Raw genomic sequence first — 6817 nt, forward strand, 5'->3', positions numbered from 1 at the left:
GTCAATGGCAATCCGCTGCTGAAGTTCGACGGGTATTACATCCTTGCCGATCTGATCGAGATTCCGAACCTTGCCGAGCGATCCAACCGGTTCTGGGGGCATCTGGCAACACGGCATCTGCTGGGCGCTTCGGACGAGCAGCCTTTTGCCGCCACGCCGGGGGAGAAGCGCTGGTTCATCGCCTATGCGCCTGCGGCTTTTGCTGCGCGCATGGTGATGATGCTGGGCATTGCGCTGCTGGTGGCCAAGCGGTTCTTCTTCATCGGTGTGGCTATTGCGCTGTGGTCGCTGTGGAATGCCATCGGCGCGCCGCTGTGGAAGATGTATTCGCATGTTTTCACCAGCCCGCAACTGCACAAGAACCGCCAGCGCGCGGTGCGGCTGACGGTGGGAGTGACAGCGGCGGTGCTGGTGCTGCTGTTCGCCGTGCCCGCCCCGCATCACGCCACCACGCAGGGGATCGTCTGGCTGCCCGAGGAAGCGCATGTGCGTGCAGGCGGCGATGGCACGGTGAACGAGATCATGGCGGCGGAAGGCGCGCGGGTTGAACCGGGCGAACTGCTGGTCGGTGCGGAGAATCCAATCCTTGCCGCCGAGGTGGAGCAACTGCGCTGGCGGGCGCATGAATTACAGGCACAGGCCGATGCCGAACTGCGCACCGGGGCCGGGCGGGCCGAGGCCGGGGACCGCGTGCAGCGCGAGGTCAGCCAGTTGCAACTGGCCGAGGCGGTGGAGCGGCTGACCACGCAGGAGCGGCGGTTGGGTGATCTGACGATCGAGGCTGAAAGCACCGGGACTTTCGTGCTGGCCGCTGCTCCTGCGGGCGACATGCCGGGGCGCTATATGAAGAAGGGTGAGCTGATCGGCTATGTGACGCCGGGCCATGCCGATGTGGCGCGGATTGCGGTGGCGCAGGACGATTTCGAGCTGATCCGGGGGCATTTGCGGTCGCTGCGGTTGAAGCTGGCCAACCGGCCAGGCGATACCTGGGACAGCGAGATCGTGCGTGCCGTGCCGGGCGGAACGTTCGAATTGCCGAGTCCGGCCTTGGGTTCGGCCAATGGCGGTCCGTTTGCGCTCGATCCGCGCAGCGAGGATGGCACGGGCACATTGGCGCGGGTGTTCCTGTTCGACGTGGCGCTGCCGCCGGACTTGCGCGAGGTGCCTTTCGGGACGCGCGTCCACGTGCGCTTTGCGCTCGATTGGGAGCCGCTGGGCTGGCAGGGCGTGCGGCGCATCCGGCAATTGCTGTTGGCGCAGTTCGATGCGTGACATGGCAGCTCTGAAAGCGCGTGCGGGCGATGTGTGGTACGAGATCCGCAAAGCCGAACGTCCGGTGATCGCACCCTATCCTGAGCTGGGGCAGGCCAAGGCGTGGAAGTGGGACCGCCCGCTGGACAAGCTGATCGGGCGGCTGATGGTCGATCCGCCATTTGTGAAGGGCACGTTGCTCGGCCGCGCCACGGCGATTGCGGAGGGTTGGCCGGAGCTGGCGAAGATGGGGCAGGATGCCTTCATGCTGCGCTGCCGGTCCATGCGGGCACGGCTTTCGCGCGAGGGGCTGGTGCCAGCGCTGGTGGACGAGTGCTTCGCGCTGATCCGCGAGGCGACCGGGCGCGAACTGGGGATGCGGCACTATCCGGTGCAGTTGATGGGCGGCCTTGCCATGATTGAGGGCGGCATTGCCGAAATGGCGACGGGTGAGGGCAAGACCATCACCGCGCTGCTGCCTGCGATCACTGCCGCGCTGGCGGGCATTCAGGCGCATGTATTCACCGTCAACGACTACCTAGCCACGCGCGATCTGGCCAAGCTTTCGCCGGTCTATGCGCTGTTCGGGCTTTCGACCGGGCTGATCGTGGAAGGGGGGGAGCCGGAAGAGCGGCGCGCGGCCTATCGCGCCGATGTGGTCTATGGGACCAACAAGGAAATCGCATTCGATTACCTCAAGGACATGGCGGCGCTGACGAAGGGGCGCAGTTCGGTGCGGCGGCAGGTGCAGGCGCTATGTGGCCAGCGCGTTCCACCGCTGACCATGCGCGGGCTGCACTTTGCCATCGTGGACGAGGCGGATTCGATCTTCATCGATGAGGCGCGGACGCCGCTGATCCTTTCGGCGGAGACGCCGGGGGATGACAACGGGCTTTACCTTGCCGGGCTGGAACTGGCCGGACGGCTGGAGGAGGGCCGCCACTACACGATCCGCGAAGAGCAGCGCGCGGTGGAACTGACCGAGCGGGGCAAGCGGGCGGTGGAGGACATGGCCGCCGGATTGCCGCACCGCCAGTGGCGCATCCGGCAGGCGCGCGAACAGCTGGTGGTTCAGGCGATCAGCGCGCGCCGCCTGTTCCTGAAGGACCGCGATTACGTGGTGGTCGAAGGCGAAGTGCGGATCGTAGATGAATCGACCGGGCGCACGATGGCCGACCGGTCATGGGAAGGCGGGCTGCACCAGATGGTCGAGGCCAAGGAGCAGGTCGAGACGACCGGGCAGCGCACCACACTGGCGCGGATAACCTACCAGCGCTTCTTCCGCCGCTATCGCAGGTTGGCGGGGATGAGCGGGACGGTGCGCGAGGTGGCAGACGAATTGTGGGCCGATTTCGGACTGCGGGTGCGGCCAGTTCCGGCGAACCGGCCGACGCAGCGGGTGCATCGGGGCCATGCTCTGGTGCGCACGCAAGCGGACAAGTGGGCGCTGGTGGCTGCCGAGGTGGAGCGGGTGCGGCGCGAGGAGGGCGAGCGGCCGATCCTTGTCGGAACGCGATCAGTGGCGGATTCGGAAAGCGTGGCGGCCTGTCTTGCGGCGCGCGGGGTGCCGCATCGCGTGCTGAATGCGCGACAGGATAGCGAGGAGGCCGAGATCATCGCGGGGGCGGGTGAGGTTGGGGCGGTGACCGTTGCCACCAACATGGCAGGGCGCGGCACTGATATCGAACTGACGCAAAGCGCGCGGGCGGCAGGGGGGCTGCATGTGATCCTGACGGCGTTTCATGAAACGGCGCGGATCGACCGCCAGCTTTACGGGCGTGCCGGACGGCAGGGCGATCCGGGCAGTTCGCAGGCGATCACCGCGCTGGATGATGAGCTTTACCGCCACTTCGCCACGCGCGCCGCAAAGACGCTGGCCTCGTCTGCGCGCGAGTTTCCGGTGCTGGATGGCCCTGCCGAGTGGCTGCGCAAGTGGGCGCAGCGCGCGGCGGAGCGACGCCATGCCGCCACGCGGCGGCAGACCGAGCTATCGGAGGAGCGGCTGAAGGAGAGCCTGGCCTTTGCGGGGAGAGATGGCTGAGCATCGCCCCGGCAGGCTACTTGCCCTCGGGCGCCAGCAGGAACACGACATAGCCGCGGAACATCGGGTGCTGTGCCAGCATGGGCGGGGCCTTCCACGCGCCGCCTTCGACCAGGGCGACGCGGAACGGGATGGGGAAACGCTCCATCCTTGCGAAGTATTGTTCGTATCCGGGGATGGTCGTGCGGGCCTGATAGGTTTGCACCACCACCTCGTCGATAGTCCGGGCAAGGCCTGCCAGCGCTTGAGGATCGCCATGCGCGCTCCAGTCCATCAGGCCGGTGATCGATAGCTTCCAGCGCTGCGGCAGGCGTTTGCGCAAGTCTTGCAGGAAGCGGGCGTAGCCATCGATCCCGCGCGTGGCGGCGTCGAAATCCACTTGCAGGCCGGCCAGCGTGTTGCCGGCCTTTTCCCATCGTTCAAGGTCCGACAGGATCGCGGCATAGGTAGCCTCGTTCCAGTCGAGCCGTTCGGCGCGGACCACCAGCCACACCGTCCGCCCCGGCAGTTTCGGCACGCCCATGCGCAACCGTTCGAGCCGTGCCACGCCTTCGCGCCGCACTTCGCCATCGAGCAGGTAGACGGTCTTTGCCGCATTGCCGGGGGCAGGTCGCACGCCGGGCCAGACGTAGATCGCGTCATACTTTGCCGCTTGCACTGCCGCAGGAGCGTTTGGCTGCGGCTCAGCCTTGCACCCCGTCAGCAGTGCCAACGCCAGCAGGAGCGCCGGACGCCACTTCACCAGTAGTAGCGCAGACGTTTGGCCCATGGGCTGTTCGGGTAGCGCTGCTTGAGTTCGGTGAACCATGCCTTGCGTGTGGCGGTAGGCGCTTGGGCAGCATCCATTTCGGCCATGGTCCATGCCGGGCCGCTGCACCCGTTGTAGCCCGAAGGCGCATAGCACATCACGGCGCGATAGAGCGCGTAGGCACGCAGATCGGGCGCCGCGGTCTTGTCGGCTATGACCGCGTCATAGATTGCGCCGCGCGCCACTGCCTTGCCGCCGAAGCCATCCGGCCCGTTGCCGAGCGCCATCTCGTTCCCGTCCGGGTTGAACAGCGCAAAGCCATCGAACCCGTTGAGCCGGTAGAAATCGCCAAGACACAACTGCGCGCGGTGATCCTTGGGTGCGCGGGCGAGCGTTGCGGCGGTTTCGGCAAGGGCAGGGCAGGCGAAGCCATCGGACCAGCGGCCCTTGCGGAACAGACCCACCGGCACCGCATCCTGCCGTGCAAAGTCCCACAGCCCGCCGTCGACATTGGCTTCGGCAGGCACCAGCGCCAGATCGCGCGTGAAATCGGCATAGGCCCCGCGCGCCAGGTCTTTGTATAGCAGCGAAAACCGCGCCACGTCGCGTTCGTGCGCAGGGCGTGAGGTGTTGGCGATGTTGGCGCGCAGGATGGCGGGCGTGGCAACGGTTTGCAGCAGGATCTCGCGGATCGTCGGGTCGGTGATCGGCGATCCGGGCGCGAAGATCTGATCGACGCGCCGGTCCCGTTGCCAGCGCACGGCAAGGCCGAGTTCCGCCAGTGGGCGCTGGTAAACCGGGCTGGCCCCGCCCAGCAGTTCACGCCAGAACCCCGCCTCGTTCGGATCGCGCAGTTTGCCCAGCGCCATTCCGCGCAAGGTCTGGCGGCTGAACGCAAGCGGCTTGTAGCGCGGCTGCCGCGCCGCATCGGGCACGAGAGCCAGCACCGCCTTGGCATCGCCACCGGCGTAGGTTGCGCGGCTCGCCTCGATCAGCCCGTAAAGCTCTGGATGCGCGGAAAACTGGGCCTTCTGCGCGGCAAGATCGCTGGTTGAAAGGCCGATGGAATCATCGCCGGAGGGGCGCATCTGCTTGAAATCGGCGACTGCCAGCAGCAGCGGCGCTTTGCCCTGAGCGGCGATCTGTGCGGCGTCTGCGTGTTCAAGCAGTTTGCTGTCGATCTCCTCGGCCAGATTGGCAGCAGCCTCGCTTGAGCCGGGTGTGCTTGCCAGCAGTGTTTCATAGTGCTGCACCAGCGTTGGCATATCGCCGCGGAGCCATGCCACACGGCGTTTCAGACCCTGCGCAGAGGCAGCATAGCGGCCTTTGGGATAGGCTTTCAGGTAGTCGTCAATTGCACCGCTCGCCGCTTCCAGTGAGGGCTTGTCGACTTTTTCGGTGCCGACGAAATCGCCCCATTCGTCCACTGACGTGGCAATCGCCATGCGCAACCCGATGCGAATTGGCATGTAGCGGGCGGTTTCTGCCACCCACGCCGATTTGGCGCGGGTGAGGGCGGAAAAGCCTTGAGAAGCGACCGACCAGTCATTCTTGTGAAAGGCATCGGCAGCCTTCAGATAGGCAAGGTATTCATGCCCCGGTTTGCTAGTGATCGCCGGTTCGTTCCACGCTCCTTCGTTGCATCCTGTCTGCGCGCGCAGGGCGGTGAGGGCCGTGCGTTCGGCATCGGAAAGTCCGGCGTCGGCGGCGATAGCACCAAGGAACGCCGGGCTGCCGCTCACTGCCGGTTCGCACGATGGCGCTTCTTCACCGCTGTAACCTGCCGTTTCCGCATGTGGCCACAACGTCTGGCGCATTCCTGCCCATGACATGAAAGTGCGCCCATATTGCGGATCGTAGGGGTCCGGCCCCACGGCGGTTGCGGCGTCGGGCACAGGATGCAGGCTTTGCATCAATAGCAGCAGGTTGATCCGCGTATCGTTGCCGGGGCTGATCATCGCGCGCCCGGCGCATTCATAGTCCGCAGCGCCCAATTCCCACGCCGGGGTGCACGACGGGTCAGCGCACGCCCAAAGCGTGCCGCCAATGCCGACCGTGGAAAGCGCGACCGCCCCCGCAGCAGTGCGCAGCGGGTGCTTGCGCAGCCACGCCGAAAGATTGCGCCGAAGATGAGTCCGTCTATCGCTTTTCGCCATGGCGCAAGACATGCGCAAGGCGCAGGCTTCCGGCAATGACAAATGTCACCAGATCAGTCGTTGATCCACAAGTTGTGGCTGTCGATCAGCAGGCAGTTGATCGCACGGTTGGCTTCGGCGCGGGCGAGGGCTTCGGTGCGGAATGCTGCATGAGTCAGTCGCTCTGCCTGCAACACATCGGCAAGGTCGATTGCGCCCAACTGGTGTCCGCGCCGGGTCTTGGAAAGCGCCGCCATCTGCGCGTTCAGCGCCTCGCGCGATTGCTGCCAGGCCTGCATGGCCGAATTTGCGCGCGTCACATCGCGGGATGCCATTTCCTGCACATCAAGCCGAACCGCCGCAGATTCCGCTGCTGCTGCCAAGCCTTCAGCTTCCGCCTGATCAGCCACCGCGCGGCGATTGGCACCGCCGATGGGCATGGACAGCACCAGCCCCGCGCCACGTTCACGTCCGCCCTGTTCGCTGAACAGGCGCACGCCAAAGCTGGGGTCGGCGATCCGGTCCTTGCGTGCGCGTTCGGCAAGGGGTCACTACACGAAAGTGAGTTTTACGTACGCTAGGCGCGAACGGATGGCGAACGGCAAAAAGTGGTGATTCCTGCCCCCGGATTATATCACGCAG

At 65.8% G+C, this 6817-nt stretch carries 4 protein-coding genes and 1 pseudogene (1 of these 5 running past the window's edge); 2 read left to right on the forward strand and 3 right to left on the reverse strand.

Going from position 1 to position 6817, the window contains the following annotated elements:
* Positions 1–1272 carry the 3' portion of a peptidase M50 gene (locus B7X90_RS01145; RefSeq protein ID WP_292620959.1) on the forward strand. It extends 906 nt beyond the left edge of the window, so only the last 1272 of its 2178 coding nucleotides appear in the window; its start codon lies off the left edge, out of view; its stop codon occupies positions 1270–1272.
* Positions 1265–3292, forward strand: coding sequence for a DEAD/DEAH box helicase (locus B7X90_RS01150; protein ID WP_292620960.1), 2028 nt, complete (start codon positions 1265–1267; stop codon positions 3290–3292). The genes B7X90_RS01145 and B7X90_RS01150 overlap by 8 nt, the downstream gene beginning before the upstream one ends.
* A 16-nt stretch (positions 3293–3308) precedes the next feature.
* Here the strand turns inward: B7X90_RS01150 and B7X90_RS01155 are convergent, their stop codons facing one another.
* The 3 genes and pseudogenes from B7X90_RS01155 to B7X90_RS01165 all read right to left on the reverse strand — a co-directional run.
* A complete protein-coding gene (locus tag B7X90_RS01155) occupies positions 3309–4061 on the reverse strand; it encodes a DUF3142 domain-containing protein (protein ID WP_292620962.1) in 753 nt (250 codons plus the stop codon).
* Positions 4031–6196 (reverse strand): hypothetical protein, encoded by a 2166-nt coding sequence (locus B7X90_RS01160; protein ID WP_292620964.1) that lies wholly within the window; start codon positions 6194–6196, stop codon positions 4031–4033. Before B7X90_RS01160 ends, B7X90_RS01155 begins: the two co-directional genes overlap by 31 nt.
* A 53-nt stretch (positions 6197–6249) precedes the next feature.
* Positions 6250–6696 (reverse strand): annotated as a pseudogene (locus B7X90_RS01165) (TolC family protein); the annotation flags it as partial.
* Between the last annotated feature and the right edge of the window lie 121 nt (positions 6697–6817).

This window comes from Novosphingobium sp. 17-62-19, assembly GCF_002256775.1.
GTDB lineage: Bacteria > Pseudomonadota > Alphaproteobacteria > Sphingomonadales > Sphingomonadaceae > Novosphingobium.